The sequence below is a fragment of the Streptosporangium sp. 'caverna' genome, assembly GCF_003203775.1.
GTDB lineage: Bacteria > Actinomycetota > Actinomycetes > Streptosporangiales > Streptosporangiaceae > Streptosporangium > Streptosporangium subroseum.
The window spans coordinates 11091657-11118572 of the sequence record NZ_CP029711.1 but is presented as its reverse complement, the minus strand read 5'-3'; the positions used below and the strand labels follow the sequence as shown (position 1 = coordinate 11118572).

Here is a 26916-nt window from a genome sequence, read left to right as displayed (position 1 = left end):
GCCCATTGGGGCTGGAAGTCCACCGACAGCCCGGCCGACGAGGCGCCGGTCCACCGGGCCCCGCGTGGTCCACGGCCACCCCTGATCCACCAGGCCGGGCCTGTTGCTGGATTCTCGACATTTGCCGTAACATCACACCCGTGACCTTAAGTGCGTGAGTGGAAGGCCGTGAAGTTAAAATGCGGTGTTTCACAGCACGCGAGTCCAACCCGTTCGATCGAGGGGAAACTGATATGAACGTCGTCGATGTACGTTCTGACCTGCGCATGGTGCTCGACAGCGGGCCCGGACAGGCGTACCTGCTGCGCCGCGGGTCAAAGGTGGTGTTGGTCGACACCGGCATTGCCGGCCAGGGCGACACCATCGCCGCGGTGTTGCGCGACTGGGGGCTGGACCGCGTGTCGCTGACTCACGTCGTTCTCACTCACTGGCACCCCGATCACGCCGGATCCGCCGCCGAACTGGCCAAATGGCCGAACACTCAGATCTGGGCCCACCGCAGCGACGCCCTGATCATCCGCGGGGACAGCTACGGCTCGTTCCCCACGCTCACCCATACCGAAGAAGAGTTCTACGCCCACATCGCCGGCTCCATCCCCGACGCCCCGCCCTCACGTGTCGACCGCGAACTCGACGACAACGAGGCCCTCGACGAGATCGGCGCGCACGTCCTGTCAACTCCGGGCCACACCGACGGCAGCATCGCCCTGCACTTCCCGAACGAAGCCGTGCTCTTCACCGGTGACGTGGCCACCCGGCAGCAGGGCCAGGTCATGCTCGGACCGTTCAACCACGACCGGCCCAAAGCCCGCGATTCATTCCGCCGCTTCGCCGACATTGACGTCGACGTCGTCTGCTTCGGCCACGGCGAACCACTGCGCGGCGACGACACCGCCCAGCTGCGCGCAGCAGCTACCGCCGATGAAGTGCCCGACCCCCTCGGCTGACATCGGGCCCGACAATCCGGCCGCCGATGTAAGCTCACGGCCGTGAGCACAGGGCAGAGCGGGAGCAGGCGGCGCAATGCCCGAGGTGCGGGGCAGGCACTGCGTGGCGACATCATCTCGGCCGCCCGGGAGATCCTCATCGAAGACGGGTACGAAAGCGCGGTCACCCTGCGCGGGCTGGCGCGGCGCATCGGCATCGCTCCTCAGTCGATTTATCTGCACTTCGCCGGGCCGGACGAGATCGTGCAGGCCGTCACCGTGGAGACCTTCGCCCAACTGGGACGCTTCATCGCGCAGGCGACGGAAGGAATCGACGTTCCCCGGGACCGGCTCATTGCCGGCTGCCGCGCCTATATGGCGTTCGGTATCGCTCATCCCCACCTCTACGGGCTGCTCTTCAACCGCAACCGGCTGCTTCGCGGGGAGGAGCCCAGCCCGGCCGGCGACGAGCCGGACACCCGCACCGCCGACGCCGGACCGTTCGCCGCCCTCATGGACGGTGTCCGGCAATGTATCGCTGACGGGTCGTCCAGCGCGAAAGACGTCCTGTCTACCGCGACGCAGCTATGGGCGGCCATGCATGGCTTCGTCATCCTGCGCGGCAGCGGCTACCAGTTCCCTTGGCCCGACCTCACCCAGACCGAGGTAGGCCTCATCACCTCGATAGCCCGACTCCGCGAGTCCGACTGACCGCGTTGCCCGCAGAAACCGGGCGACGAAATCTCCCTGTCGCCACCAAATGAAAATCAGCCTCGGTCTTTGGCGTTTACAGCTGGCGTGCATCGACCCATCTTGGTCAGTGACGGATCGACTCATTGACTTCTACCTCAGAGCATGCGTGCCGCCCTATTGCCACGGGTTGGTTGAGAGCTCAAGCTCCATTCAACATTAGAAAGAGAAGAGTGAATTGTGGACATCTATCCCATTCGCGATTTGATCTCCACGTCCTACCTGACTGTGTCCGGTGATACGGCCATGCTGATCGACGCCTCGTCCGAGGCGATTGTTCCTAAAGTTCTTGCGAAGCTTGCCGAACTGAAAGTCAAGCTGCAACTGATCGCCTTGACCCATTATCACTACGACCATGTGGGGGCCGCTGACGCGCTGCGGCGGAACACCGGGGCACCGGTGGCGATCCACAAGCTGGATGCGGACAGCCTGCGTCGAGGCGGACGGCTCAGCGTCAAGCCCACCCGGCTCCGAGGAAAGATCCTTTCTCCGTTCGTGATGCACGGAGACCGAGCTCCGGTGACACCCGACATCGAGCTCGGCGACTCGGAAGACCTACAGCAGTACGGGGGATTCGGACGTTCCTTCTTGACTCCGGGACATACGGCCGGCTCCCAGAGCGTGATCCTCCCTAACGGGACAATAATTGTTGGCGACGCGTTGACGGAAACCATCCTGCCGCCTCATCACGCTTTGCCACCCATGTTCGCTGACGACAGCCAAACGAGTATCCGCACCATCATCGCCATCGCCGACACCTCACAAGGCGACGTGCGAGTGGCCCACACCGGACGCGTCAAAGAATCCACGTTGCAGAAATTGGCCGCCCGTGCACGACAGGGAAAGCTCCACTATTAAATAAAGACGGCAGTCTCCCTGGCCGCACAGCGGTCGTGCCACCAGAAGATAAGAGCCGATGTGTGGGCTAACCGGAATCCACCAAGATCGAAATATGGTTGTTGCGGGTCAGGCCCACCGTACTGAAACCGTACTGACGCACTTGTCGGTTCGGACGTTTTCCGGCGGATGGCGGCTTCAACACTCGCGATCGGGCTTCTTGTGCTCGGCACCTTCGGAACCCACGTGAGCCACGCACATAGCACGCCGAAACTTAGAGCTCGCGCTAATTGGCAGGGGCTCATGGGCGACGCCTTGGCCGGTGTTCGCACAAGGCCTTCGGTGGGTCCGCGACGGATGGCTTCCGGCGGTTAGCTTCTAACGGTGCGCACCCGGACCGCTCTGCAGGCCCTCACCCGGCATCCGCTGTCCTTCCTGCGGTCCCGGTGGCCGTGGCGATCACTGGCGTACCTGTTGTCGAGTGCCGTGCTCGGCGTCACTGTCGTCATCGTCGTGGTGTCGATCTCCTTTCTGGGATTCGTCCCGCTCATGGTCGCCGCAGGGTTGGCCGCCATCGGTCTGCTCGTTTTGCCGGTGACGGGGTTCGAGCGGTGGCGGCTGCGGCTGGTCGACCTCGCCCCGCCCACCCGCGCGCCTGACGATCTGTGGCGCAAGATCGGCCTGACGCTGGTCTCGCTCCTCGTGCTCTGGTGGATCGACCTGGTGGTGGTCTGTTTCACCATCGGGGGTCCCGTCGTGCTGATTCTGTCGCCCGTCTTCCAGTCGATGGAGGAGACGTGGGCGCTCGCCGCCGTGCTGACGGCCTCGGCCGCTGGACTCCTTCTGCTTCCGGTGGCCGCCTACGCCTTCACCGCCTGGGCGGGAGCGCGCGGAGCCATGACCAGGGCACTGCTCGCTCCACGCGAAACCGAACTGGCCGAGGTGGTGCGCTCACGCGCCCGACTGGTGGACGCGTTCGAGATGGAACGCCGCCGGATCGAGCGCGACCTGCACGACGGTGCCCAGCAGCGGCTCGTCGCGCTGAGCATGAAGCTGGGGCTGGCCCGGCTCGACCTGCCGCCGGACTCGCCGGTCGCCGAGCAGGTCGCGCAGGCCCATGAGGAGGCCGGGCGGGCCCTGGCCGAACTGCGAGAGCTGATCCGCGGCGTGCATCCGCAGGTGCTCACCAACCGCGGCCTGGCCGCCGCCGCCCGTGACGCGGCCGGGCGCTCTCCGGTGCCGGTGGATGTGAACGTCTCCCTGCCGCGGAGGCTGCCCGAGGCGGTGGAGGTGACCGCCTACTACGTCGTCTCCGAGGCTCTGGCGAACATCGCCAAGCACAGCCGGGCAGGCCGGGCCCAGGTGCTCGGCCTGCTGGTCGACGATACGCTGATCATGGAGATCCGCGACGACGGGGTCGGCGGTGCCGATCCGGCCGGCGGCACCGGTCTGATCGGACTGGCCGACAGGGTGGCCGTGGTCGACGGCAGACTGTCCCTGTCCAGTCCGGCCGGCGGGCCGACAACGATGCGAGTGGAGATTCCGTGCGGGTAGTGATCGCCGAGGACGCCGTCCTTCTCCGTGAGGGCCTGGTCGGCCTGCTGGAGCGCTTCGGGCACACGGTCGCCGCCTCGGTTGGCGACGCCGCCTCCCTCGTCACCGCGGTGGAGGAGCACCGGCCCGACATCGTGGTGGTCGATGTGCGGATGCCGCCCGGCTTCACCGACGAAGGTCTGCGCGCCGCGCTCGCACTGCGCACGACGCACCCGGAACTGGCCGTGCTGGTGCTCAGCCAGTACGTCGAGCAGACCTACGCCGCCGAGTTGCTCGGCTCCGGTCGTGGCACGGGCATCGGTTACCTGCTCAAGGAGCGGATCGGGGACGTCGGCGAGTTCGTCGACGCGCTCGTCCGGATCGCGGAGGGCGGCACGGTCATCGACCCCGAGGTGGTGCGGCAGTTGCTCAGCGGGCGGCGCGATCCGCTGCGGCGCCTTACTCCGCGAGAGCTGGAAGTGCTCGCCCTGATCGCCGAGGGACGGACCAACGCCTCGATAGCCCAGGCTCTTTTCGTCACCGGCGCGGCGGTCGCCAAGCACATCGCGAGCATCTTCACCAAGCTCGACCTCCCGCCCGCCGCCGACGGCCACCGCCGCGTCCTGGCCGTCCTGGCCTACCTGCAGGCCGAGCCGAGGTAGTGCCAGATCTACCCCGGGACCTGGTCCCCGCGCCAATGTGCGGCGGGCGCCGCGCCGGTTGGATCGACGGCATGGCAACGACCTCTTTCGAATTCCCTGGCCGCTGGGTTGAGGGTGCCGGACTTGTCCTCGGTCCGGTTCTGATGCTCACCGGCGTGCTGCTCCGCGTCGATTTCGACGACTTCTTCCCAGGGCAACTCGCGGCGTTCGCCGCAAACCCCGGCCGGATGACCGCCTCCTACAGCGCCTTCGCCGCGGGGAACGTCCTGCTGTGGCCTGCCGTCATCGCGCTGGCCCGGCGCGCGTGGGCGACCCAGCCGCGATGGGCGCTGTGGGGCGGTGTGATGGTCATGCTCGGGCTGTTCGCCCGCGCCTTCCACACCGGGATCAATCACCTGATCTTCCAGATTGCCGACGCCCAGGGGGTGGAGGCGGGACGGAAGGCGGTCGACGGATACTACGGTGCGTTCCACGTGCTTCAACCGTTGTCGATCGCGATCTTCTTCGGCTGGGTCGTGCTGGCCGTCGGCGTATGGCGGGCAGGCGTGCTGGGGATCGTCAGGTCCGTCGCCCTGGCATCGATGAGCGCGCTGCCGATCGGCGTGCTCAAGGGCACGGGTCCGATGTCGATCGTCGCCACTCTCGGCTTGTGCGTCGCGCTGGTGCCGCTGGGGGCTCGCATCCTGAAGGACGTGCCCGCGCCCAGGTGGTGGGCTTATCCGCTCGCGCTGGGCGTGGGCACCGCAGCCGTGCTCCTCGGCATGGCCGGTTGACGGCCGAGATCGACGGCGACCACTTCTTCGAGGGCGCCCGGGGTACGGCCACGCTCCGCTCGCCGTCGGCGGCGAAGCGCGTCATTTGACGAGCAGCGTGCCGAACACGAGTTGGCAGGGGCTCATGGGCGGCGCCGTGGCTGAGTCTCCCACCGGTGTGTGATCCAGGCTCGATGGATCAGGCTACGCAGAGCGATGATCGCGTCGGCAAGGTCGAAGAACGCGTCGATGACGATTTCTCGTCGTTCATAGCAGCGTTGGAGTCGGTTGAAGGCGTTGTGCCAGGCGTTGGTGCGTTCGACGTGCCAACGTCGGCTGGCTTGGATCGGAGCCTTGTCGCCCTTATGTGCGATGCGCCCAGTCAGGTTTCGGCTGGTCAGCTCGTCGCGAGTGTTCTGGGAGTCGTATTCGGCATCCAGGTTAACGGCGATCACATCAGGGAGTGGGCCGAGGTCGTCGAGCTTGTCCAGGGTCGGCGCCAGTAGCGGCGAGTCGTGGCGGTTGGCACCGGCCAGCACCCGGCCGAGCGGGATGCCGTACCCGTCGACCATGAGGGAGCGTTTCATTCCTTGCTTGCCGCGATCGACCGGAGAGCCCCCGGCGGCCTCTCCTCCGCCGGGGGCTTTGGTGATGCAGCCATCGATGGAGATCTCTTCCAATACCAGGCCGACGATCCGGTCGTAGCATTCCAGGACTATGTGCTTGAGCTGCGCAAACACTCCCAGTTTGATCCACTCGTCGCGGCGGTTGCGGATCGTTGTCGCCGAGCAGGTGGTGTCGGCGATGGCTTGGTAGGAGCAGCCGAACCGGAGCACCTGGATCAGCTTGTCGAACACGATCCGGTCGTCGAGTCGGCGGCGGTGAACGCCGAGTGGGTGGCCGGGGTCAAAGGTGGGCCGCTCGGGGAGTAGCGCGGAGAACTGGACCCACAACGGCTCGATAAGCCGAGCTGGGACGGCAGGCACGGATGATCCTCGTATTCGATCACGTAGCGTAGACAACTAAGTGATCTTGAGGATCCGTGCCTGTGTTACATCCCCGGCCTTACCACGCGCCCTTATTTGTGCGCGCTCTTAAGGGCGCTTCAGTCGCCCGGAACGTAGGGCGGGGCGACACCCCATCCCCAATGCAGGACAGGCGCTTGGTAATCGAGGTCCGCGCCCGGCGTTGAGTTGATCACCGCGAGCCGGGTGGCCCACTCGACGTATCCAATGAACGCGGCCCGGAACTCCGGGTCGGACGGCAGTTTTGCGTCGTCGGCGGCCAGGCTCATCAAGCTCTCACCCGGTCAATGGTTATTCACGCTTCTCCCTCTCCCGGATGACCTCCATCGGGTCGTCGAACTCGGGGAGGCCGCCTGCCGGGCCATCGACTTTGACGAATTTCTGCGGTGCCTTGATGGTGACACCGGAACGCCAGGAGAGGAAGTCGGTCGTCGCTGATCCTTCGACCCGCTTCGGCTGGATGGGCTGGCCGGCGATCCAGGTGTCCCACATAGAGGTGACCTTCAGCGGCCTGCCGTCCATGTCGGTCGTCAGCCACCACGTCACCGTGGCTTTGGCGATGACGGCATCGAGTTCTGGTCCGATGGTCGCCCGGAAGGTGGGCGAGGCGGCGTAGAGGTCGGCGAAGGTGAGCGTCCCGCCGTAGACCATGACGTACTTGTGCTCGGGGAGACCGCCCAGCCGGCCCGCCCATCGCTTCTTGCTGTCGGTATCGGACAGCAGCCGCTGCAGCGTCTTCGGTTCGAAGACGTTGATGATCTGGTCGCTGAAGGCTCCCCCGTTGTGCACCGGGCCGCGCAGCGCCCAGCCATGCCCCTTCGTGTAGAGAGGTCCGGTGGTGTAGAGCTTGCCGTTCGCCGCCACGGAACGGTGTGTCCCCCTCTGGATATCGAGGCTCCGGCCAACGGGATCGCCCTTGCTGACCAGGTCTTTCAGGATGACGGTGGAGTCGTCTCGCGTGAAGATCACGCGTCTGGTGAGGTCGGAGGCGACGACTCCCGTGCGACCGAGCTGGATCGAGCCCGCGCGCTTGATGTCGTACTGGAACCATTTGGCGGTGTTGTTGACCACCCGCGAGAGCGAACCGGGGCTGATGTTGCCCACCTCGGTCACCTTGGCGGTGAACTGGCCGGCCATCAGCCTCTTCACTGCCGCCACCGGATCCACGCTCTCCGCTTTTGCGGCGGTTGGTGCTAGCAGGGCACAGGCCAATGCCGCAAATGCAAGTGATCTTCTCATGCACAAGATCTTTGCATTTATGGCGCGGAAAGATCTACCCGGACTTCCAGCTCATTCAGCATCGCGGCCAACCCGAACTCGAAGGCACCCGTCGCCGCCTCTCCGGCGATTCCGGACCCCAGCCGCGGATAGAGCCAAACGTGCTCCTCGATCTCGGCGAGCGTCTGGCGGATCTCCCGCCCCTCGTGCGCTCCGGTATGGCGGAGCCGGGCCCGCCAGGCGGACTCGGCTGCCTCCCCTGAGCGGCGCCGACTCTATTTCGCCGCTGTATGGACACGAAAAAGGTCCTCCGGGATCACCGGAAGATCTTTGACCTGCTGTGCGGCCGGAGGTACTCGAAACCCCGACCTTCTGATCCGTAGATCCCCGAACGATGTCCGAAGACGTTCAGACGCGTTCACCACGCAGGTCACACACGAGCCGCCTGTCCGTATCAGTCCAGCTCGGTACGAGGTCGTCCGGCTTGTTGGCTCCCAACTTGGCTCCCAGGACCAAACTGACCGGAGCCCGCGTCCTGGCTGAGATCGGCGACGACCGCACCCACTTCGCTGACGCCCTCGCGCTCAAGGCGTATGCCGGATCATGTCCGTCACCCGCGCCTCTGGCAAGAGCCGGGTGGTCCACGGAACCGTTCTCCCTTCGACAGGAAGGTCCTCCACGATCTTCTGCGACAAGTCCCATCCGATTGGAGAAGGGTATGGAAGTCTGGACATATGGCGATTGAGTGGTCCCGGCAGGAGGTCCTCAGAGCGGTCAGGACGTGCTTGCTACCTGCGGGCGCCGTGACGGACGGGTACTCCGCCGTCGATGTCATGGCGGAGCCCGACAGCATGTTGGTGATCTTCCACTGGCGGCGAGATCCGAACCTGTACGCCATCAAGGTCGAGTTTCCGACGGCGCCGAAGAGTTCGTGGACCGGCCTGCCGGTGGCCTCGGCGGATGAATGGGCCGCAGACGTCGCATCTCGCCTTCAGGAGGAACTCGACACCGGGCTGGTTCGTCGAAGCCGCCGGATGATCCGAGATGGCTACGTTCTGTTGGACACCCACGATGCTCCCGACGTCGGCCCCGCCGGGTTCTTCATCAGTTCGGTTCCACTCGACGACGTCGTGCTCTCCCCCGTGCCGTCATCGAGGAGTTTCTGGAAGAGGTCCTACGTCACTTTCAGTCTAGGATCGCCGTCGGCATCGGTTTCCCGGCCTGCGTCCAAGGCCGGCTCCTGGTTGGCCAAAGCGGGGATGGATGTCACCATTCCCAGACAGCTGATCGTCGAGGCAAAGCTTGCCTGCTGGCTTCAGGCCCGCGTCAACAACGCCCGCGGGAGACCTGTTGTCGGTCATGCGGCAGCGTCCTGGGAGGACAAGCAGCACACCACCGTCCGTCTCGACCTGGTGCACATCCAGCCCGGCGTCCCATCGGAGGTACGCGATGCGCTGGTGCGTCTCACGGTCTGCGAGGCAGCCGAGGCCGGTGCCCTGCACGTGGTCACCGCGATCGACGATCCCGAACTCCATAGACTGGGGTTCCGTCCCGTGAACGGTGGCGGCCTTACGCTTCACACCAGCAGCGCTGAACCGCCATCGGATTCCACGGCCGACGCCTGACCCGAAGCGCCTCCCGTCCAGGGCTGAACCTCGACATGTGAAACCTCCAACGCCTTAGACGAGAGTCGTCCCGGGTCGGACGGTGCCCGGTCACGGGGAGGTGCGGGCGGGCACCGCGCCTTGGAGGTGCGGTGCTAGAGATTCGCGCCGCCGGAAACCTCGATACGCTGAGCGGTGATCCACCTACTCGCGTCAGAGGCGAGCGACGCTATCGCGTCGCCGACGTCCTCGGCCTCGCCTGCGCGACTGAGTGCGGTCTGACTCGCGAGGTAGGACCGCGCCTCGTCGGACTTCATCATGCCTCCTGCGAAGTCGGTAGCGATCGGGCCTGGAGCAACAACGTTGACCCGGATACCCCGCGCGCCGAGTTCCTTCGCCTGGTACTTCGTGAGGATCTCGATGGCACCCTTCATGGCCGCGTACGCCGCCGATCCGGGAACCACGAAACGGGTGAGGCCAGTGGAGTAGTTGATGATGCTGCCCCCATCTGCGATCAACGGAAGCAGTGACTGGGTAAGGAAGAAGACTCCCTTGAAGTGAACACCGACCAGATCGTCGAACTGTTCTTCGGTCGTCTCCTCGAATGGTGCGATGTGAGCGAAGCCGGCATTGTTGACAAGGATGTCGAAGATCTCGCGGTCCCAGGTCGAAGCGAGTACGTCACGGATCTGGGCGACGAAGTTGGGGAATTCCGACACGACCGACGTGTCGAGCTGCAGGGCGACCGCTTTGCGGCCCTGCGCCTCAATTTCGGCTACGACCTGTGCGGCCTCGTCCTTTCCGCTGCGATAGGTAAGTATCACATCGACCCCGGTTGCGCCGAGCGCAAGGGCGTCGGCACGTCCCAGCCCGCGGTTTCCGCCGGTGATCAGGGCGACCTTCTGGTCTTTCACTTCACTCATCTTCTTTCTTTTGGTGCGGGCTCGACGCTGCGTGATGCGCTGCGTCGGAACGGATTAGCGTCCCTTGAGGACGATCTGTTGCGGACACGACCGGCCGATGTGCTGGGCGGGGCGTTGCCATCCTGCGACGAACTAATCTTTGTCTTGCTGGGGAGAAGCTTCCTGGCCCTGTTGAGCCGAGGTTTGGTGATCTCCGCTTAACGCCGAACCCGTGCGTCGCGTTCTCAACCGGTGTAGCGACTGTGATTAGCCGATGGCGCCGCCTGAGACAGCAGCGACTGCCCGCTGACCCACGCCGCCAGGTCACTGACGAAGTAGGCGAGTCCCGGTGTGGATCTCACCTGCCGCTCATCGGGTCGGTCGGGGGCAGTGCGGCCGAGAAGGGGGCGCCGGTGAGGTTCTCGGAGATCCGCCATATGCGGTCGGCGTCGTCCTCGCTGCGAAGCCGGGAGTAGACGGCCTGTTCGGCGGGCGCGCCGGACAGGTGCCCGAGGCCGCCAGGACCGTAGAAGCGGGCGCCGCGTCCCTCCGGGGAGGTGGCGGCGAACAGAGCCGGCAGCGCCGCCGTCTCGATCGTGCCGAGGAGGATGCCGAGCCGGGAGAGAGCGCGGATGACGCGCGCGCCGGCGGTGTCCTTCGACCGGCCCATCTCGGGGCGCGCGGCCAGCAGATTGGTGGGGGCGACGCCGGGGTGGGAGATGTTGCTGGTGATCCCCCAGCCGGCCACCTGGCTGCGCCGGTCCAACTCCAGCCCGAACAGGCCGAACGCGATCTTGGACTGGCTGTACGCGCGGCGGGCGTGGTAGGACCGTTCCCAGTTCAGGTCGTCCCAGTTGATGGCGTTCTCGTTTGCGGAGATGCTGATCTGCGAGGTCACGCGGGCGCGTCCCGCGCTCAGCAGGGGCAGCAGGTGGGAGACGAGAGCGAAGTGCCCCAGGTGGTTGCTGCCGAACTGTAGCTCGAACCCTTCCGCGGTGGCCTGCCGGTCCGGCGGGGTCATGACGCCGGCGTTGTTGATGAGAATGTGGATCGGCCGGTTCTCGCCGCGCAACGTGGCGCCCAGCGCAGCGACCGAGTCCAGCGACGACAGGTCGAGGTCACGGAGGGAGACGGCGGCGTCCGGGTACCGCTCCTTGATCTTCGCGACCGCCGCCTCGCCCTTCCGGCGGTTGCGGACGGGCATGACGACCTCGGCGGAGGCGGCGGCGAGCCGGGTCGCCAGGCGCAACCCCACGCCGTCGCTGGCACCCGTCACGACGGCGAGCTTGCCGGAGAGGTCGGGAACCGTGATGTCCGTTTGCGTGCGTGCCATGGTGCTACTCCTCGTTTCCCTTGATCGATTCCACACCGGCCCCCGTCTCGGTCGAGCGGCCGCTGCTGCGATCTCAGGCTGCACCTGATCCTCGGCGGCCTCCACGGCCTGCCGATCCCAGGCTGGCCGGGCCGAGCCAACGGCCTGCCGATCCCAGGCCGGACGGGCCGAACCAGGCGACGAAGGGGGGATCAACGATCCGAGGCTGCGGTCGGACGACGGTGGTAGAACGGCACAAAAGCAGTCGTCGGGGAGGAAGCAGCAATGATCGATCGAGCCGGGCTCGCCGAGTTCCTGCGGCGCCGCCGCGAGTCACTTCAGCCTGAAGACGTCGGTCTCCCGCGCGGGCAGCGGCGCAGAACCACGGGTTTACGCCGCGAGGAAGTCGCCACGATCTGCCACATCTCCACCGACTACTACAGCCGGCTGGAGCGGGAGCGCGGACCCCACCCGTCCGAGCAGATGATCGCCTCGATCGCGCAGGGTCTGCATCTGTCCCTCGACGAACGCGACCACCTGTTCCGCCTCGCCGGGCACAACCCGCCTACGAGGGGGACGACCAGCGAACACATCGGTCCCGGCCTGCTGCGCATCTTCGACCGGCTCACCGACACCCCCGCCGAAATCGTCACCGAGCTCGGCGAGACACTGCGGCAGACCCCACTCGGCGTCGCGCTCACCGGCGACCTCACCCGATACACCGGCCCGGCCCGGAGCATCGGCTACCGGTGGTTCACCGATTCGGCCACCCGGGCCCTGTACCACCCCGACGACCACGCGCTGCACTCCCGCGTCTTCGCCTCCGGGCTCCGCAAGATGGTCACACTTCGCGGGCCCGGTTCAAGGGCCGCGCGCCTCCAGAGCCTCCTGCTCGACCGCAGCGAAGAATTTCGCGCCGTCTGGAACGAACACGAAGTCGGCATCCGCTACAACGAGGTCAAGCGCTTCATGCACCCCGAGCTCGGCGTCCTCGAACTCACGTGCCAGGCGCTTCTCGACCCCGACCAGTCACACTTTCTCATGGTTTACACCGCCGTCCCGGGCAGCGAAAGCTACGAGAAACTCCAGCTTCTCTCCGTCATCGGAACCCAGCGGATGGCCTCGCAGACACTTCCGGACGCGTGACAATCGAACGCGACCGCATCTCTCCTGCCGGTTCGGGCCTCGGCATGGAGCTGGACCGCAACAACCCTGCTCAGTGAGCCGTGCTGAGGAACGAAGCACGGATCGTCGATCGCCCCCAGCAATCTACGGAGGCCAACCATGCAGTGGCGATCGTAGGGCTGCATCTGTGCGGCGGCGCGGCCACCCCGGTCGGCGCGTTCGGTTGGTACGGCGGGCCGGCGCGCGGTGCCCGGCCCGGTGTCCCGCCGCCGTCCGGGACCGGCCCCCAGGTCTCACGCCCGGACAGCGGGCGGGCGGAGGGCCGGGGGTGCGGCGGCGCGCCGCGCCGCCGCTTGAAGCTGGCGCAGAAGGCTGGGCCCGGCCACTGGCACCCGCACGAGCTACGGCACTCCGGGGCCTCGCTCATGCTCGCCCAGGGCACGCCGCTACACGTCGTCTCCGACGTCCTCGGGCATGCGAGCATCGCGATCACCAAGGATGTCTACGGGCACCTGATGGAGGGCGACAAGCGTGCGGCGACGGAGGCCATTTCCGGGGCTCTGCTGGGCAGACCGGTGCCTTCGGCTCCCAGGTTGGCTCCCACAGCCACCGCAGAGACCGGTTGAGCCCCGCAACGAAAAAGGCCCCTGATGGCGTAACGCCTGTTCAGGGGCCTTCTTGCATGTGTGCGGCCGGAGGTACTCGAAACCCCAACCTTCTGATCCGTAGTAAGGCCGAGATCGTCCACAGTCATCCACCGCCGTCAGAAGCGCCTGCTCAACGACCTCTCCAGCTTGATCGGGTTCCACAGGCGTACACCGACGTCCAGGGATGTTGTTAGCAACAGCGTTAGCACGATCGACCAGACCTCGGCTGTCCCTAGACGGCTGCTGGTTCTGCCTCCCGGCGGTCAACCGTCCCGCTGAACCGCAGGCACGACGCCGTTAACCTGTTGGCGTTGAGACCTTCAGCAGGGAGAAGTCATGCGATCAGACATCGGCCTGGATGAGATGGCTGCTGAACTCTCCCAGCTTGCTGATCTCTCAACGGCTGTGCCTCTGCCGGAATCCGAGGTTGTGGCCCTTGAGGAAGTGATCGGCGCGCCGCTTCCTGACGAGTTCCGGTCGTTCCTGCTGCGATTCGGCCAAGGAGTCTCTCCCGGTCGCTTGCTCGACCTGCATTGGATCGTGGAAGAGACCCAACGGGAGCGTGGGTACTTCCAGGAGGAACCCGAGGTCGCCGCCTACCCGTGGGAGCCCTTCGGGGTGACCCGGGATGATGTGCGGCAACTGCGACGCCTCGCAGGCGACGGAGCAGACCCCACCCTGTGGATGGACAAGCCCTCGCCCGGAACCATGTTCCTGTGCAGCCATGGATGCTCGTGGATCAGCATGCTCGCCATGAACGGTGAGTACGCCGGCACCGTCTGGCTCACCGAGATGGGATGGGTGAAGGACATGTACTGGTGGCCGTCGGCCCCCTGGAGGGATGTCGAACCGTCGGACCGTCTGCATGGGGGTTGGAGCGAACCAGTGCCGTTCCTGGACTGGTACATGCGCTGGACCCGGCAGATCGTCAGCCGACATCGGCACTCACGACAGCCTAACTTGCCTTGATCGCAGAGGCGTTCATTCTTCCTCGCGCAGGCGAACTCCCGCGCCTTGGTCCACTCCATACCACCTGATCCGTAGGCAAGGGTAGACGCCTCGTCAGCGGCGTTTCATCCTGCTCAGGTGGTGGTTGCGGGTCGGTGGAGGGTGATCGTGTAAGGCGGTGTTGCTGTACGGGCTGCTGTACAGCGCTCCCCCGCGGAACTACGGCCTGGCCGCTCGATCACCGCTCGGCATGCAATATCTCCATCGCCTGAAGCACGTCAGTGACGACATGATCCGCATCGTGTTCGTGACCCGGCCATGTACCTCGGTCGATCCAGATCGTCCGCAGACCGGCTGCGCGTCCTCCGCCGATGTCCGCCACAAGGTGATCGCCGATCATCCATCCCCCGCCTGCGAGAGTCACGCCGCAGCGCTCGGCGGCGATCTCGAACAGACCGGTGTCGGGCTTGCGGATGCCCTCGACTCCGGACAACGCATAGGCGTCCACTGCCTCGGCCAGTCCCGCCCGCTGGATCTTGCCGAGCTGATTGTCCGCCGTCCCGTTGGTCACGATCGCCAACCGCCAGCCCAACGCACGAAGCCGAGACAGGCCATCCATCACCTCGGGTCGGCAGTGAACGAGGTACGGCATGCGCCGGCGGTAGCGACTCCATAACTCGTCGACCGACTCGGCCAAAGCAAAGTGATCGCGCACCTTGGTGAAGAAGACCTCACGATGCGGGTAGCCGGCGCGGTCCAGAGCGGTCAGCCAGCCAATTGCCTCACGCCTCAGATCATGCTCATCGGCGAACTCCCCCACCCACGCCTGGAACGCCTCATCCAGGTTAATGAGGGTGTTGTCCAGGTCGAAGAGCGCGAGCCGTTGCACGGTGCCCACCCTACGAGGGCGTGTCAACTTAAGACACCCGCATTAGGAGTGCGATCGTCTTTCAACTGGGCCTACCGCTTTGACCTGCTGGTATGGCATGTAAGACGATCATTCCTTTCTTAATCATTCCGTACGTGCTCCGTAGCCGTGGAGTCGTCCGACGAGCTCGGGAACCCTTCATCGCGAGTAAACGGCACGCCAAGTCGGCGGCTTGGCGCACCCAGGTACGGATCGACTAGACGGAGGGCTCGAACTCTCGTGCGAGCCCTCCGGCAACCGTCCCGCACGTACCAGCTCCACCATCTGCCGGCGAAACTCCGGCGGATAGTTATTCGGCGCAGTGGACTTCTTCCGGGAACCAGGGTTCCTCAGAAGTCAGGTGTCCACCAAACCGGGCCAACTCCACTTCACCCGTTGGATCCGAGCTGTTCAGCGCGGTCTGTCCCTGTTAAGGCATGGTCCTTGAGGAGGGGCAGGGTGTCGGGGTCTTCAGTCCAGCCGGAGGCGATGGCCCGTACCGCAGCCGCGCGCACAGCCCAGTGTTCGTCGTTGAGGGCGTGGTTCTTGAGGAGGGGCAGGGTGTCGGGGTGATCGGCCCAGCCGGAGGCGATGGCCTGCACCGCGGCCTCGCGCACATCCCCGTGTTCGTCGTTGAGGGCGTGGTTCTTGAGGAGGGGCAGGGTGTCGGGGTGATCGGCCCAGCCGGAGGCGATGACCTGCACTGCAGCCGCGCGCACATCCTCATTGGCGTCGTTGAGGGCGTGGTTCTTGAGGAGGGGCAGGGTGTCGGGGTGATCGGCCCAGCCGGAGGCGATGGCCCGTACCGCGGCCGCGCGCACATCCCCGTGTTCGTCTTTGAGGGCGTGGTTCTTGAGGAGGGGCAGGGTGTCGGGGTGATCGGCCCAGCCGGAGGCGATGGCCCGTACCGCAGCCGCGCGCACATCCTCATTGGCGTCGTTGAGGGCGTGGTTCTTGAGGAGGGGCAGGGTGTCGGGATCGTCGGCCCAGCCGGAGGCGATGGCCCGTACCGCGGCCGCGCGCACATTCCCGTGTTCGTCTTTGAGGGCGTGGTTCTTGAGGAGGGGCAGGGTGTCGGGGTGATCGGCCCAGCCGGAGGCGATGGCCCGTACCGCGGCCGCGCGCACATTCCCGTGTTCGTTGTTGAGGGCGTGGTTCTTGAGCCAAGGCAGGGTGTCGGGGTGATCGGCCCAGCCGGAGGCGATGGCCTGCACCGCAGCCGCGCGCACAGCCCAGTGTTCGTCTTTGAGGGCGTGGTTCTTGAGGAGGGGCAGGGTGTCGGGGTGATCGGCCCAGCCGGAGGCGATGGCCTGCACCGCGGCCCGGCGCACATTCCAGTGTTCGTTGTTGAGGGCGTGGTTCTTGAGGAGGGGCAGGGTGTCGGGATCGTCGGCCCAGCCGGAGGCTATGGCCTGCACCGCGGCCTCGCGCACATCCCCGTGTTCGTCGTTGATGGCGTAGTCCTTGAGCCAAGGCAGGATGTTGGGGTCGTCGGCCCAGCCGGAGGCGATGGCCTGCACCGCGGCCCGGCGCACATTCCAGTGTTCGTTGTTGATGGCGTAGTCCTTGAGCCAAGGCAGGATGTTGGGGTCGTCGGCCCAGCCGGAGGCGATGGCCTGCACCGCGGCCCGGCGTACATTCCCGTGTTTGTTGTTGAGGGCATGGTTCTTGAGCCAAGGCAGGGTGTCGGGGTGATTAGTCCAGCCGGAGGCAATGGCCTGCACCGCGGCCTCGCGCACATCCTCATTGGCGTCTTTGAGGGCGCGGTTCTTGAGGAGGGGCAGGGTGTCGGGGTGATCGGCCCAGCCGGAGGCAATGGCCTGCACCGCGGCCCGGCGCACATCCTCATCGGCGTCTTTGAGGGCGCGGTTCTTGAGGAGGGGCAGGGTGTCGGGATCGTCGGCCCAGCCGGAGGCGATGGCCTGCACCGCGGCCTCGCGCGCATTCCAGTGTTCGTTGTTGAGGGCGTGGTTCTTGAGGAGGGGCAGGGTGTCGGGATCGTCGGCCCAGCCGGAGGCAATGGCCTGCACCGCGGCCCGGCACACAGCCCCGTGTTCGTCGTTGATGGCGTGGTTCTTGAGGAGGGGCAGGGTGTCGGGGTGATCGGCCCAGCCGGAGGCAATGGCCCGTACCGCAGCCTCGCGCACATCCTCATCGGCGTCTTTGAGGGCGTGGTTCTTGAGGAGGGGCAGGGTGTCGGGATCGTCGGCCCAGCCGGAGGCGATGGCCTGCACCGCGGCCTCGCGCGCATTCCAGTGTTCGTTGTTGAGGGCGTGGTTCTTGAGGAGGGGCAGGGTGTCGGGGTGATCGGCCCAGCCGGAGGCAATGGCCCGTACCGCAGCCTCGCGCACATCCCCGCGTTCGTCGTTGAGGGCGCGGTTCCTGAGGAGGGGCAGGGTGCCGGGGTGATCGGCCCAGCCGGAGGCAATGGCCCGCACCGCAGCCCGACGCACAGCCCAGTATTCGTCATTTAGAATTGCTACTTTTAGGCCGTGAAAATCTCCGGGCAATAGAGCGATATATATCTGAGCTGCAATTTCTGGCGTCACATATGCGCGAATTCGCAAGTATCGACTGTTGGATCGATACCAGGATAGATAATCTTCTCGATTGAACCAATCGGAGTCGAGACCGACCGATGATCGAATAAGCGTCGCCTGCAAAGCACCGACGAGCTTTAAATCGTAATCACTTTCATTGATGGCGGCGGCAGCAAGGAGCTTAATTAGATACTCGGTAATGGTGCGAGTGTGATCTATAAGGGTCGCCGTTCGCCGAACTTCACCAGTGGCGCGCAAAGCAAGAATTAGATGCAGCGGGGGTAGCTTTTTGATTCTCCAATGAGGATCGGCGTTCAGGAGGATGGCGATAGCCTGGATTGCGAACTGTTCAGGAAGGATTCCGGTAAGGAGTAGCAAGACTTCGGACCAAGCTGGATCGGGCCAGTAGGTTTTGAAAATCTGAAGAAGATCCTCTTCGTTGAGGTCTCGATCATTGAAACGCTGGTTGATGTCGTCGGCAGCCAAGTATTCCAAGAAAGCACGATGGACGAATCCGTAGACCTCGGCCCCGAAGAGAGACAATATGAAATTTCGTTCGCGAAATTGTCTGAGGATGGCACGGGCAGCCTTGGAAGCCTCTCCTTCGGAGAGGTTGAACCTGTCATGCAGATGTTGTTCCAAATATTCGGAAAGCTCTGCGGCGGGGATGTGGTTACCGGCCAGGCCAACAGGGCTACCCTGCATTCGGCGGGCAACAAGGCGTAGCATCCGAAGCTTTTCCTCTTCGTCAAGGTCAATCGCCTTCCCGTCGATATGTTCGGCACGCAGGTGCTTATTAACATCCCAATGCTCGATAAGGACGGTGACAGCATGCTTGTAGACCGTACGACGGTCACGTGGGAGTTCACGGCGTCGCCCGATGATGGCGAGAATCGTCAACAATAGGGGGTTACCGGCCAATTCTGCCACTGCAGCCGAATCGTCAATCGCTTTCAACAACCGGTTGCCCAGGCGTGTAGCCTCAGTAGGGTTGCCCGGGCAGCTTTCCACGTACCAGGTAGTAGTGAACTTTTTGATCTGCTCGGAGTCCAGATCCTGGAGCATGTAATGGGTGAAACCAGCAGCATCCAAGATGCCACGGCTGTATCCGATTACACGGGAAGTGACGATGATGCGTGTCTTGGGGTAACGGGAAGCGAATCCGTCGATCTGATGAGCTACCTCTGCCCGTAGCTTCGGGTCGAAGATCTCGTCTAAACCATCGAAGACCACTAGTGCGTGCCCATCGGAGCGCAGGAATTCTTCCAACAGTGGTTTAGGCAGCCCCAAATCCTCGCTGGCATGGAGGTAGTCGAGCATGTCTAGGAAGTCTTTGGACCGCCAGTGGGAGTCGGCGTAAGTACGCAACTCCACCAGCAAGGGGAGGCGGCCTGCTATCGCCTGCGGCACCTGAGCCATCGCCGAATTCTCATGAGCGTCTTGTTTCGCGCGATTTGCGGCAAGTGTCAGCATTAGGTATTTGGACAGGGTGGACTTGCCTGCGCCCGGGTCACCCAGTATGACGATCTTCCGTTCGGAAGGGTCCCCGAGTGCCTCCAGCACGGGTCGAGGCGGGCGCTCCCGGAAGGCGCGACGAACCTCCTCTATTCGTGCCAGATCGATTTGCTTGGGAAGATCGGACTCCTCGACGTGCCCATCGGCTGCTAGGCGACGCCACACCTCGCGCGGTAACTCCATTGGCGGTGGGTCCATCCGGACCGACTGAGGAACGAAGATCTGCCCCAGCAACATCGCCGGGTGTTCGCCCTGTTCGGTCAAAGGGGTGAGAATCTCTAGATCTACCCGTCGATGGCGCTCCCGTAGCCGATCCAAGTAGATGCGGCATATCTCCGCAAATTGGTCACTTTCTGATGTATTGTCCTCTTTGTTCCCATCGTGCCTGTAACTGCGAAACTCGGAGACCAAAGCTACGACGATCAGGAGTACGACCCCAGTCCATATAGTGGGGGTCCACCACGATGCCTTTACCGCCACGGTGCTAGTCGCCAGGTTTCCCGCCAGTCCAATAACGATGGGCACCATTACCTTCAGCGACACCGCCCACAGGACCCGACCGCCCCGTCCTCGGGCCTTGGCACTACGGCGACTATCAGTATTATTCACGCCGCCTAGCATCGCAGTACGTATCCGTCGCGATCAATCAGAACAAGAGGAATGGCCCATTTGGGATGTACTAGAAATCACCGGGCTCCGCCCTGTCATGATCTGATCACCTCGTACGCCACCGACCCATCGCGCAGCGGCACCAGGCACAGGATGGAGGCGTCCCAGGCTAGGGAAGAGATGAGTCGTCTCAGACAGGTGGGCTAAAGCACAACTACGCATTTTCAGAGATGAACCAACCGAGCATCACCGCAGTTATCCGACATCCTGGTTGTTTCGATGACGGATGGACTCTCACGCTCCTTGACCGACCGCATCACGATGTTGGTTGAGCTGCGTCGCCGCGACGTCAGCTTCAACTCCTTGAGCAAGGTTTTGGCCGCCACCACGTGCAATCTCTTGGAGGTGGTCAGCCAGTCGAGTGCCAGCAAGTGACCATGCTGGAGCGCTGAGATCTTGATGCCACCTCGGCGGATCCGTAGGACACGACACAAAGGCGATATAGCCCTGCGTAATCTAATGAGCTACACCCAGTGAGGGCGGTGATGGCGTCCCGCTCGCCTGATGGATAGGGGAGGTTGCCATGACCGACCGCGCGCCTAACTGGCCACCGGCGGCAGAGAGCACGTCAGCTCGGGCCTCGCGCATGGATCTGGCCAACACTCTGGCAGCTCAAGTCGACTCGGCCCGGCATCTGCCGTTGTTGCAACAGCCGTTGTTGAACTGGTGCGAGGGCGATGCAATGGCGCGTCTGCTGGATGAACTGGCCACGACCCTGGGCGATGAGCCGCTCGCCGAACTCGCCTACGAGCTCGCCGAGAAGCTGCGCAGCCGGCTCGGCCCGATGCCCGGGTACGACCCGCAGGCAATGCTTGCTGCCGTCCTGGCGAGCGTGGAACGACGACTCAACCTAGATACGCCCCCGGGCGCCTCCTGACACACGGCCGCGGTCTCCTCGCCACGGCGCCCCCGAGCTACGGCGTCAGGGGCGCCATCATCAGCGGCCGATCAGCCCCCGTAGTACAACGGGTTGGGATATCCCGCCATCAGCGATGCGATATGTATCATTGCAGCCAGCATGAATCACCTCCTGCGAGGCTACTGTTACACAGAGAAACAGTGCGGCCTGCGGAAGATCGCTGCAACCGATTTGCTCGGTTACCCTGACCGAGACTTCCACCTGTCTCGACGATCATGTTGCGCTCCTCACCGACCCTGGCGGAGTTGTCGCCAGGGGATCGATTTTCAACGTGTCATCGACGCGCTGACACGACGAGAGCCCTCGCTCCTGAGCAGAAGCAGCAGCCGTACTCGAAAATGTTGAGGCCAGCCATCTGGGGTGATGGACTGCCTTCGCGGTGCAGACCAGGGCGAACCTGGGCGATCTGGAACGCCCCGACATAAACCCCCATGCGCCATAGGTAAACCAGGTCGCTCACGTTACCGTCATAGGTAGGTGTCCGCTCGGGGGAGAAAGGAGCGTCAACGTGTATCGTCCTGTGCTCGCTGCTGCGCTCTCAGGAGCCTCGATAGGGCAGCTCAGCTACTGGCGGCGTAACCCGCCGGTTCTTGAACCTGAGTATCGGACCTCAAACAAGGTCCTCTACTCCTACCGCGACGTTGTCGCTCTCCGATCGCTTGCCTACCTGCGGCAACGCAATGAGCTGTCGCTGCAGAAGATCCGCGTTTCTATCCGGAACTTGCGCGACCTCGGCAAGACTGAGCACCTGTCGGAGTACCGGCTAGTCAAGTCTGGCAATACCGTCATCGTGGTCGACGGCGATGAAGCGATAGATCTACTAAGGAAGCCCGGAAACAGTGTCCTCGCCGAACTAGTCCACGTGTTCGACGCATTCGAAGGGCGGGTCGGGCATGTACTGCCGTTCCAGCGTCCCCTGCCTGGCGTCGCCGTGGATCCAGAAATTCGCGGTGGGTTCCCTGTAGTTGAGGGCACCCGCGTCGGCTACGACCAGATCGCTGGCCTGATGAGCGACAACGTGCCAGCCGAGCGGATCGCTGACTTTTTCCCATCGGTGAACGCAGAGGCTGCGCGGGCAGCGCAGAAGTTCGCCGACTATGTCTGCAGGTTCGAGTCATCCGCCGCCGACCGAGCTGCGGGATGAGGATCCTCCTCGATGAGAATGTCCCTAAGCCGTTAGTCGAACCACTGTCCTGGCTCCTGCCGGGCCACGTGATCGAGCAGGTCAATCGGCGATTCAAGGGCATCAAAGACGAGCAACTTTACGACAAAGCCAAGCGAAAGAAATTTGAGATGATCATCTCCGCTGACGGCAACCAGCTGTATGACGAAGGGATCTGCAAAGCCATTCAGCGCTCTGGCTTGCATGCAGTTTTTGTCGAGACAGGCAACAGTAGTCTCGGGTCGTTGGCCGCCGCTGCGGGGGCATTAATCCACTCCATCCGCGACATCATAGGAAAGTTAGAAAAGGCAGAAAGTCAACATGTAGCCATCGTCCAGATGTTACACGGAGATCCCGGTTACAGCTTCCACGACCCGCGGCGGGACGCGCCCTCACCGATGTGGCCGCGTAAGCAACATGGCGAACACAAGCCGAGCCGGAAGTTGAAAAAATAATCGCACGACCGGCTCCCGCCCAGTTCGGACGGGAGCTTCTTCGTGCTAATTCACTAGGGCAGATAACCCATGAGAGGAAAACCGCTTCGCCGGAGCTAGGACTCGGTAACTGTACGGGATCGTTGGTAGCGTTTCCGTTAATCCAGGGTCTCGCTCATACTTGCTCAGGGTGCGCCGCTGCACGTTGGTTACACCCTATTCGTTCGTGCATGTCGATGAGCGGATGTTCGAGAGTTGTGAGCTAATGACTCGGCTTCGGGCTCGACGGACGAGCATTTGTTGGAGTCGTGACGTCCAGCAGCGATAATCGGCATCCGCAGAGTCGGCGTCCTACCGCCTCTGACGCTTATGCGTAGTCGATCCAGGGAGTCATGGGAGGCTCGTACGTTATCGGCACGCGCAACTCCCAATGGCCGAAGCTATCCGCGTTCTCGCCAGTCGGCCGGCCACACGAGCATGTCCACGGATCGGTGTCATCGACGTCGACTGGCGGCCAGAAGTGGAAGCGAACTTCTTGGGTTTGTGGCTCCTCCCGGTCCGGCGGCCAGTGCTCGATGTGGAAGCGGTAAGGCCGGTTGGCGTGCAGCAGTAGCGGAAGGGAAAGTAGAGTGTAGGAATCTCTTACCCAGCCCTCGGCCTGCACCCGATAGTCACGTGGCACAGTGATCGAACCGAATAGATTTTTCGGCCCCCCAACCGCGCTTTCCTCCAGTACAGCAACAATGCTCCCTGGGTGGGAAGGAGCCAGTCTCTCATGCCGTTCCTCGCGCTCGTCGCGGCGCCGTTCAGCTTCGATCCCTGACAATCGTGCGGCCTCATTTGCTGATCTGCGTGCCGCCCGAGCGGATATGGCTGCAAAATACCCCGCAGCTAGGGCGACGACAAGTGCAGCTACGGCGATCCAGTCACCAGCATCCATGACTAGTCACCGTATCCGTGAAATGCCAGCTATGAGGAGCATTCTCGCCCGAAGGCGGATGTTAGCCCTCAGTGCTTTGTTGCGCCGCTCCCGTCGCAGAAGTGGATACAGTCCTATAGATCACCACCAGCAGAACGGCCACCGAATGCCCCGTCAGCTCCGGTTCGATGCCTTTTGGCATTGCACTCCGCGAGCCGTTCAATCGTGTCTGGGCATCTTGGCGATCTCGTACAACGCCAAGGATTGGCTGAAGGATTCGGTGATGGATCGGGCGATGCGTTCAGCCCCGGCTAGGTCGTGCCTAGCCATCGCCTTAGCGATCTCGCGCAACGCGCGGGCCTGGCTGCCGGGATCGGTGATGGATCGGGCGATGCGTTCAGCCTCCGCCGGGTCAAGCCCGGCCAGCACCTCGGCGATGCAGCACAGCTCTCCCTGCCAGGTGATGGTGCGTGCGATGCGTTCGGCCTCGGCCAGCAGGGCGCGGGCACGGTCACGGTCGTGCCTAGCCACCACCTCAGCGATCTCGCGCAACGCGCGGGCCTGCCTGCCGGGATCGGTGATGGATCGGGCGATGCGTTCAGCCTCCGCCGGGTCATGCTCAGCCGCCACCTTGGCGATATCGCACAACGTGTGGGCTGCATATATGAAGTCGGGAATGGAGTGTACGAGGCGTTCGGCTTCTGCCGGATCATGCCAGGCCATTGCCTCGATAATCCAGGACAACAGCAGGTGTGGATCGACGGAGTCGGTGACGGAGAGTGCGAGGTGTTCGACTTCGGTCAGTAGAGCGCGGGCGTGGTCACGGTCGTGCTGGGCCACCGCCTTGGCGATGCCAAACAATGCGTGGGCTGCGTCATCCGGGTCGGTGATGGAGCGTGCGAGGTGTTCGACCTCGGCTAGTAGAGCGCGGGCGTGGTCATGGTCGTGCCGGGCCACCACCTCAGCGATCTCACGCAACGCGTGGGCCTGGCCCGAGGGGTAGGTGATGGAGCGTGCGGCGCGTTCGGCCTCGGCCAGCAGGTCTCGGGCACGGTCACGGTCGTGCCGGGCCACCACCTCAGCGATCTCACGCAATGCGCGAGCTGCCTCTCGGGGCTCGGTGATGGAGCGGGCGATGCGTTCGGCCTCCGTTGGGTCATGCTCGGCCGCCACCTTGGCGATATCGCACAAGGTGTCGAGCTGCCACGGGAGGACGGTGATGGAGCGTGCGGCGCGTTCGGCCTCGGCCAGCAGGTCTCGGGCACGGTCACGGTCGTGCCGGGCCACCACCTCGGCGATGTTGAGCAATGCGTGGGCTGCGTTGTCGGGATCGGTGATGGAGCGGGCGATGCGTTCGGCCTCCGTTGGGTCATGCTCGGCTGCCACCTTGGCGATCTCGCGCAACGTGGCGGCATCGCCAAAGAAGATGTCGTGCGTGGCGCGTTCGGCCTCGGCTAGCAGGTCTCGGGCACGGTCAGGGTCGGTCATGGAGCGGGTGATGAGTTTGGCCTTGGCGGTGCGGTGTTCATTCGCGGACCGGGCGGTTCGCAGGCTGGCGGCGGTGTCAGCGGCAGAGGCAGGTCGCTGGTCGGGGAGTTTGGCGAGCAGAGCGGTGATGAGGCGATCGACATCGGGGCTGATGCTGGGCCGGAGTGCACTGGGTGGGGTGGGTGTTTTCGTGGCGTGCATGTAGGCCAGAGCCCGCAGGTCCTTTGCGGGGAAGATGTGCTGGCCGGTGAGCAGGTGATAAAGGGTGGCACCGAGGGCGTACAGGTCGGCGCGGTGGTCGACCTCGTGGTCGTCGAGTTGTTCGGGCGACATGTACAGCAGGGTGCCGATCACCGTCCCGGTCGCCGACAGGCCGGCGGTCGCGCCGTGCAGGCGGGCGATGCCGAAGTCACAGACTTTGACCGTGCCGTTGTTTAGCAGCATCAGGTTTGCAGGCTTGATGTCGCGGTGCACGATCCCGGCCGTATGCGCGGCGGCTAACGCGTCCGCAACCTGGGCGCCGTAGTCCAGGACGCGGCCGAGCGGCAGGCCGCTGGGGTGGCTGTCCAGAACGGAGTTCAGATCACGGCCTTCCAAGAATTCCAACACCAAGAACGGAAAGGTCAGCTCGACGCCGTTACGGATTTCCCGGTGTTCGCCTAAGTCGTAGACGGCGGTGATATTGGAGTGGTTCAGGCGCGCGGCTGCTTTTCCCTCGCGTCGAAACCGCGCTAGGGCCTCGTGGCTGAGACGGTCGTCGCCCAGCAGGTTGGCCAGCAACAACTTGACCGCCACCGGCCGGTCAAGCCTCTGGTCGACGCCCCGCCACACCTCGCCCATCCCGCCTCGGCCGAGCAACCGCTCCAGCCGATAGCGGCCAGCCAGCTCTGTACCGGCTCGCATATCCCACCTCCGCAAACCTCATGGCCGACTGCCCAGGCATTCGCCCTCAACATCATCTCTGCCTAGCGGACCCGACTCGGCAGTCTAGGTCTGGGTGGAGTCACTCTGAACCGCTCCGATGAGCCTTATTTGTAGGGCGAAGTTGTCAGCGCTGCTGTTACCTTAACCCCGGTCTTCCGTAGTACAGGGCGTTCAAGGCCAAGGCATCTGATGGGCAGTTAACGTCAAGGAGGCCAATCCATATGGCCATACCTCGCGAGGTTCATGTCCAAAGCCTGTGGAATTGCTCGTGAGACCAGCGACCTACGGTCCCGGAAGTATTGGTGTACCCATAGAGCTCTAGATAACTTCGTATACGTGCATCACTCCATCCAGCCTCTCTGCGGATCCGAGCGTCGATCAGCGCCTGCTTAGAATCGCGGTCGGGGCCGTGACCAAAGTAGATTAAACCTCCTATATCTTTTTCAATCATCTGCTGAAACTCGCGCATATACACCTGCTGAAATCGATCGCGAGCATCTTCGAATATCTCGTCGTCGATGTTGCGGCGGAGTCCGTCTAACCTGGCATGCGTGATCTCATTCCGAGGGCCGGCACCAATGCGTGCGACGGCATGGCAATTCTTTTGGAGAAGATACTCAAGAACGACCGCTTGGCCGAGATTGTCATCGCCGAGCATCTTCCAGTTATCGATTAGTACACCACCATTTAAGGGGAGGAGGGTAGTAACCGCCAAATGACTAATGCTTGGGCGCTCCCACACGGGCATCCGTAGCTCGTGCGGATCATGGATAACTATCGTGCCTAAGGAGACATCATGGTTCAGTGCCCAATCTTCGATTTTCGACCATTGGGGGCCACGGTGCCTAGCGATTGGTTGGGCGCCATAGCGGACTGCGACGGCTCTGTCTTTCTTGCGGCCAGATGCCTCCGGGTGCTTGCGAATGCGCCCAGTAGGCTCGGCTAAAGACGCATGTAAATCAAGCATTGCAGACTCCGTTGAATTTAGGTGTGGCGCTCCAATCGGCGCCACCACCCCTAGCATCTACCCTCGCTGTGTTCAGATTTTTTTATACTGAAAAATAACAGATTTTCCGGGAAAACTAGAAGAAGATAACGCGATATAGTTAATTTCTTAACGCGCTCACCTGCAGAAATGCCAAACGCATCTCGTTGCATCGTGTCTCGACGGAGACTGATTCTTCCAAAAATCTGGGGC

The 26916-nt window shown here is 63.6% G+C and carries 24 protein-coding genes, 1 tRNA gene and 1 pseudogene; 14 read left to right on the top strand and 12 right to left on the bottom strand.

What is annotated here, in order from left to right; genetic code table 11:
* The first annotated feature begins 158 nt into the window (after window positions 1-158).
* The 6 genes from DKM19_RS48175 (at window position 159) to DKM19_RS48150 (ending at window position 5481) form a co-directional block, all read left to right on the top strand.
* Window positions 159-947, top strand: a complete 789-nt coding sequence (locus DKM19_RS48175) for an MBL fold metallo-hydrolase (protein WP_162642347.1) — start codon at window positions 159-161, stop codon at window positions 945-947.
* Window positions 948-989: 42 nt separating this feature from the next.
* Window positions 990-1637 (top strand): TetR/AcrR family transcriptional regulator, encoded by a 648-nt coding sequence (locus tag DKM19_RS48170; protein WP_110705232.1) that lies wholly within the window; start codon window positions 990-992, stop codon window positions 1635-1637.
* Window positions 1638-1856: 219 nt separating this feature from the next.
* Window positions 1857-2534, top strand: a complete 678-nt coding sequence (locus DKM19_RS48165; RefSeq protein WP_110705231.1) for an MBL fold metallo-hydrolase — start codon at window positions 1857-1859, stop codon at window positions 2532-2534.
* 363 nt (window positions 2535-2897) lie between these two features.
* Window positions 2898-4067, top strand: coding sequence for a sensor histidine kinase (locus DKM19_RS48160; RefSeq protein ID WP_110705230.1), 1170 nt, complete (start codon window positions 2898-2900; stop codon window positions 4065-4067).
* Window positions 4058-4708, top strand: coding sequence for a response regulator transcription factor (locus DKM19_RS48155; protein ID WP_204358575.1), 651 nt, complete (start codon window positions 4058-4060; stop codon window positions 4706-4708). The genes DKM19_RS48160 and DKM19_RS48155 overlap by 10 nt, the downstream gene beginning before the upstream one ends.
* Before the next feature lie 71 nt (window positions 4709-4779).
* Window positions 4780-5481, top strand: coding sequence for a hypothetical protein (locus tag DKM19_RS48150; RefSeq protein ID WP_110705228.1), 702 nt, complete (start codon window positions 4780-4782; stop codon window positions 5479-5481).
* Between the two features lie 122 nt (window positions 5482-5603).
* Here the strand turns inward: DKM19_RS48150 and DKM19_RS48145 are convergent, their stop codons facing one another.
* From DKM19_RS48145 to DKM19_RS50430, 4 genes are all read right to left on the bottom strand, one after another.
* Window positions 5604-6446 (bottom strand): IS5 family transposase, encoded by an 843-nt coding sequence (locus DKM19_RS48145; RefSeq protein ID WP_110705227.1) that lies wholly within the window; start codon window positions 6444-6446, stop codon window positions 5604-5606.
* A gap of 119 nt (window positions 6447-6565) precedes the next feature.
* Window positions 6566-6754 carry a hypothetical protein gene (locus DKM19_RS48140; protein ID WP_204358574.1) on the bottom strand — a complete coding sequence of 63 codons (189 nt, stop codon included), beginning with the start codon at window positions 6752-6754 and terminating at the stop codon, window positions 6566-6568.
* 22 nt (window positions 6755-6776) lie between these two features.
* Entirely contained in the window at window positions 6777-7643 is an 867-nt protein-coding gene (locus DKM19_RS48135) for a hypothetical protein (protein ID WP_162642345.1), read from the bottom strand.
* A gap of 401 nt (window positions 7644-8044) precedes the next feature.
* Window positions 8045-8148: transfer RNA gene (locus DKM19_RS50430), tRNA-OTHER, on the bottom strand.
* A gap of 48 nt (window positions 8149-8196) precedes the next feature.
* Between DKM19_RS50430 and DKM19_RS51450 the strand changes: the two are divergent.
* Together DKM19_RS51450 and DKM19_RS48125 are read left to right on the top strand one after the other, a co-directional pair.
* A pseudogene (locus tag DKM19_RS51450) lies at window positions 8197-8345 on the top strand (transposase); the annotation flags it as partial.
* 209 nt (window positions 8346-8554) lie between these two features.
* Window positions 8555-9328: a hypothetical protein gene (locus DKM19_RS48125; protein ID WP_239513996.1), complete on the top strand. Its 774-nt coding sequence runs from the start codon at window positions 8555-8557 to the stop codon at window positions 9326-9328.
* A gap of 134 nt (window positions 9329-9462) precedes the next feature.
* On the opposite strand, the gene DKM19_RS48120 is transcribed toward DKM19_RS48125, so the two are convergent.
* Both DKM19_RS48120 and DKM19_RS48115 read right to left on the bottom strand, forming a co-directional pair.
* The gene (locus DKM19_RS48120) at window positions 9463-10230 is read right to left on the bottom strand and encodes an SDR family NAD(P)-dependent oxidoreductase (RefSeq protein ID WP_110705223.1); all 768 of its coding nucleotides are present in this window, start codon (window positions 10228-10230) and stop codon (window positions 9463-9465) included.
* A gap of 337 nt (window positions 10231-10567) precedes the next feature.
* The gene (locus DKM19_RS48115; protein ID WP_110705222.1) at window positions 10568-11542 is read right to left on the bottom strand and encodes an SDR family oxidoreductase; all 975 of its coding nucleotides are present in this window, start codon (window positions 11540-11542) and stop codon (window positions 10568-10570) included.
* Between the two features lie 264 nt (window positions 11543-11806).
* On the opposite strand from DKM19_RS48115, the gene DKM19_RS48110 reads away from it, so the two are divergent.
* From DKM19_RS48110 to DKM19_RS48100, 3 genes are all read left to right on the top strand, one after another.
* Window positions 11807-12667: a helix-turn-helix transcriptional regulator gene (locus DKM19_RS48110; protein ID WP_110705221.1), complete on the top strand. Its 861-nt coding sequence runs from the start codon at window positions 11807-11809 to the stop codon at window positions 12665-12667.
* A 143-nt stretch (window positions 12668-12810) separates the two neighbouring features.
* The gene (locus DKM19_RS48105; protein ID WP_204358573.1) at window positions 12811-13272 is read left to right on the top strand and encodes a tyrosine-type recombinase/integrase; all 462 of its coding nucleotides are present in this window, start codon (window positions 12811-12813) and stop codon (window positions 13270-13272) included.
* A gap of 357 nt (window positions 13273-13629) precedes the next feature.
* The gene (locus DKM19_RS48100) at window positions 13630-14262 is read left to right on the top strand and encodes an SMI1/KNR4 family protein (protein ID WP_110705219.1); all 633 of its coding nucleotides are present in this window, start codon (window positions 13630-13632) and stop codon (window positions 14260-14262) included.
* Window positions 14263-14479: 217 nt separating this feature from the next.
* Here DKM19_RS48100 and DKM19_RS48095 read toward each other — a convergent pair whose 3' ends face one another.
* The 3 genes from DKM19_RS48095 to DKM19_RS50425 form a co-directional block, all read right to left on the bottom strand.
* Entirely contained in the window at window positions 14480-15130 is a 651-nt protein-coding gene (locus tag DKM19_RS48095; protein WP_110706513.1) for an HAD family hydrolase, read from the bottom strand.
* Between the two features lie 407 nt (window positions 15131-15537).
* Window positions 15538-19731 carry a HEAT repeat domain-containing protein gene (locus DKM19_RS48090; RefSeq protein ID WP_162642344.1) on the bottom strand — a complete coding sequence of 1398 codons (4194 nt, stop codon included), beginning with the start codon at window positions 19729-19731 and terminating at the stop codon, window positions 15538-15540.
* A 305-nt stretch (window positions 19732-20036) separates the two neighbouring features.
* A complete protein-coding gene (locus DKM19_RS50425) occupies window positions 20037-20243 on the bottom strand; it encodes a hypothetical protein (protein WP_162642342.1) in 207 nt (68 codons plus the stop codon).
* Window positions 20244-20395: 152 nt separating this feature from the next.
* Between DKM19_RS50425 and DKM19_RS48085 the strand changes: the two genes are divergently transcribed.
* The 3 genes from DKM19_RS48085 to DKM19_RS48075 all read left to right on the top strand — a co-directional run bounded on the left by DKM19_RS48085 (window position 20396) and on the right by DKM19_RS48075 (window position 22408).
* Window positions 20396-20749, top strand: coding sequence for a hypothetical protein (locus DKM19_RS48085; RefSeq protein WP_162642341.1), 354 nt, complete (start codon window positions 20396-20398; stop codon window positions 20747-20749).
* Between the two features lie 550 nt (window positions 20750-21299).
* A complete protein-coding gene (locus DKM19_RS48080; RefSeq protein ID WP_110705216.1) occupies window positions 21300-21935 on the top strand; it encodes a DUF433 domain-containing protein in 636 nt (211 codons plus the stop codon).
* Window positions 21932-22408, top strand: coding sequence for a hypothetical protein (locus DKM19_RS48075; protein WP_110705215.1), 477 nt, complete (start codon window positions 21932-21934; stop codon window positions 22406-22408). Before DKM19_RS48080 ends, DKM19_RS48075 begins: the two co-directional genes overlap by 4 nt.
* Window positions 22409-22754: 346 nt before the next feature.
* On the opposite strand, the gene DKM19_RS50420 is transcribed toward DKM19_RS48075, so the two are convergent.
* The 3 genes from DKM19_RS50420 to DKM19_RS50415 all read right to left on the bottom strand — a co-directional run bounded on the left by DKM19_RS50420 (window position 22755) and on the right by DKM19_RS50415 (window position 26685).
* Window positions 22755-23327, bottom strand: coding sequence for a hypothetical protein (locus DKM19_RS50420; protein ID WP_162642339.1), 573 nt, complete (start codon window positions 23325-23327; stop codon window positions 22755-22757).
* Window positions 23328-23525: 198 nt separating this feature from the next.
* A complete protein-coding gene (locus DKM19_RS48070) occupies window positions 23526-25697 on the bottom strand; it encodes a serine/threonine protein kinase (RefSeq protein WP_110705214.1) in 2172 nt (723 codons plus the stop codon).
* A 262-nt stretch (window positions 25698-25959) separates the two neighbouring features.
* Window positions 25960-26685: a hypothetical protein gene (locus DKM19_RS50415; protein WP_162642337.1), complete on the bottom strand. Its 726-nt coding sequence runs from the start codon at window positions 26683-26685 to the stop codon at window positions 25960-25962.
* Window positions 26686-26916 lie beyond the last annotated feature (231 nt).